3 protein-coding genes are annotated in these 1,443 nt (G+C 53.0%); all 3 read left to right on the top strand.

All coding sequences use genetic code 11. The features are described 5' to 3' along the window. Window positions 1-178: 50S ribosomal protein L21 (gene rplU / locus J5F18_RS19770; RefSeq protein ID WP_346302272.1), on the top strand; the 178-nt coding region annotated here is incomplete at its 5' end. A 17-nt stretch (window positions 179-195) separates the two neighbouring features. Further along, window positions 196-453 (top strand): 50S ribosomal protein L27, encoded by a 258-nt coding sequence (gene rpmA / locus J5F18_RS19765; RefSeq protein ID WP_126776841.1) that lies wholly within the window; start codon window positions 196-198, stop codon window positions 451-453. 128 nt (window positions 454-581) lie between these two features. Next, window positions 582-1,443, top strand: an 862-nt coding sequence (cgtA, locus tag J5F18_RS19760) for an Obg family GTPase CgtA (RefSeq protein WP_346300214.1), incomplete at its 3' end; no start/stop codon positions are given.

Genomic DNA, 1,443 nt, shown 5'->3' with positions numbered 1-1,443 from the left:
AAAAGTAACGATCGGCGCGCCTTTCGTTGCGGGTGGAAAAGTTAAAGCTGAAGTTGTGACACACGGCCGTGGTGATAAAGTGACGATCATTAAGTTCCGTCGCCGTAAGCATCACATGAAGCGTGCGGGTCACCGCCAGTGGTTCACTGAAGTGAAAATCACTGGTATCAGCGGTTAAGAGAGGAGTAGAGACACATGGCACACAAAAAGGCTGGTGGTTCAACTAAAAACGGTCGCGATTCCGAAAGCAAACGCCTTGGTGTGAAGCGCTACGGTGGCGAGTCAGTTTTGGCCGGTAACATCTTGGTGCGTCAGCGGGGCACCAAGTTCCACGCAGGCGATAACGTAGGTGTTGGTCGTGACCACACTTTGTTCGCCAAAGTCGACGGTAAAGTAACCTTCGAACAACGTGGACCTCAGAATCGTAAGTTCATCAGCGTCCGCGCTGACTAACGAGACGAAGCAATCTGAGAAAAACCCCGCCGCTGCGCGGGGTTTTTTGTATCTCGTTTTCGCATTTGCGAACGCAGTCCGAAGCGAGTAACTTTAGCAAGCAAGCATGAGTAACACAGGCATCCCCCATGAAATTCGTAGATGAAGTCGATATTCGAGTCGAGGCAGGTGACGGCGGCAATGGCTGCGTCAGTTTCCGGCGCGAGAAATTTATTCCGAAAGGTGGCCCCGATGGAGGCGACGGCGGAGATGGTGGAGATGTTTGGCTGGTTGCTGATGAAAACCTCAACACCCTCATCGATTATCGCTTTGAGCGCTTGCACCGAGCCGTTCGCGGACAAAATGGAATGAGTCGGAACTGCACCGGTAAGCGGGGCGAAGATAAACTCCTGGCGGTCCCGGTGGGTACGCGGATTAAAGATATGGATACAGGTGAAGTCTTAGGAGACCTCACCCGCCATGGGCAGCGCTTAATGGTCGCGAAAGGGGGCTTTCATGGCCTCGGCAATACGCGTTTCAAAAGCAGCACCAATCGCGCACCGCGTCAACGCACTGACGGAACCAAAGGCGAGCATCGTAATTTGTTGCTCGAGCTTCTCCTTCTCGCTGATGTTGGCCTTTTGGGTATGCCAAATGCAGGCAAATCTACGCTGATCCGCTCCGTGTCTGCGGCCAAGCCAAAAGTTGCAGATTATCCATTTACCACTCTGACTCCGAATTTAGGGGTGGTGCGGTTATCGGCCTCACAGAGTTTCGTGATCGCGGACATTCCGGGTTTGATTGAAGGTGCCGCCGATGGTGCAGGGCTCGGTATTCAGTTTTTGAAACACCTTGAACGCTGTGGCCTGCTCCTTCACCTGATTGATGTCGCTCCTTATGATGGTTCTGACCCTGCGGAGGTTGCCGTCACGATCATTAATGAGCTTGGACAGTACAGCCCAGAGCTCGCGGAAAAGCCTCGTTGGCTCGTCCTCAATAAAACCGACTTGT

The sequence above is a fragment of the Halomonas sp. BM-2019 genome, assembly GCF_017584085.1.
Note: the sequence above shows the minus strand (reverse complement) of the source record. Positions and strands in the feature narration are given on the sequence as shown.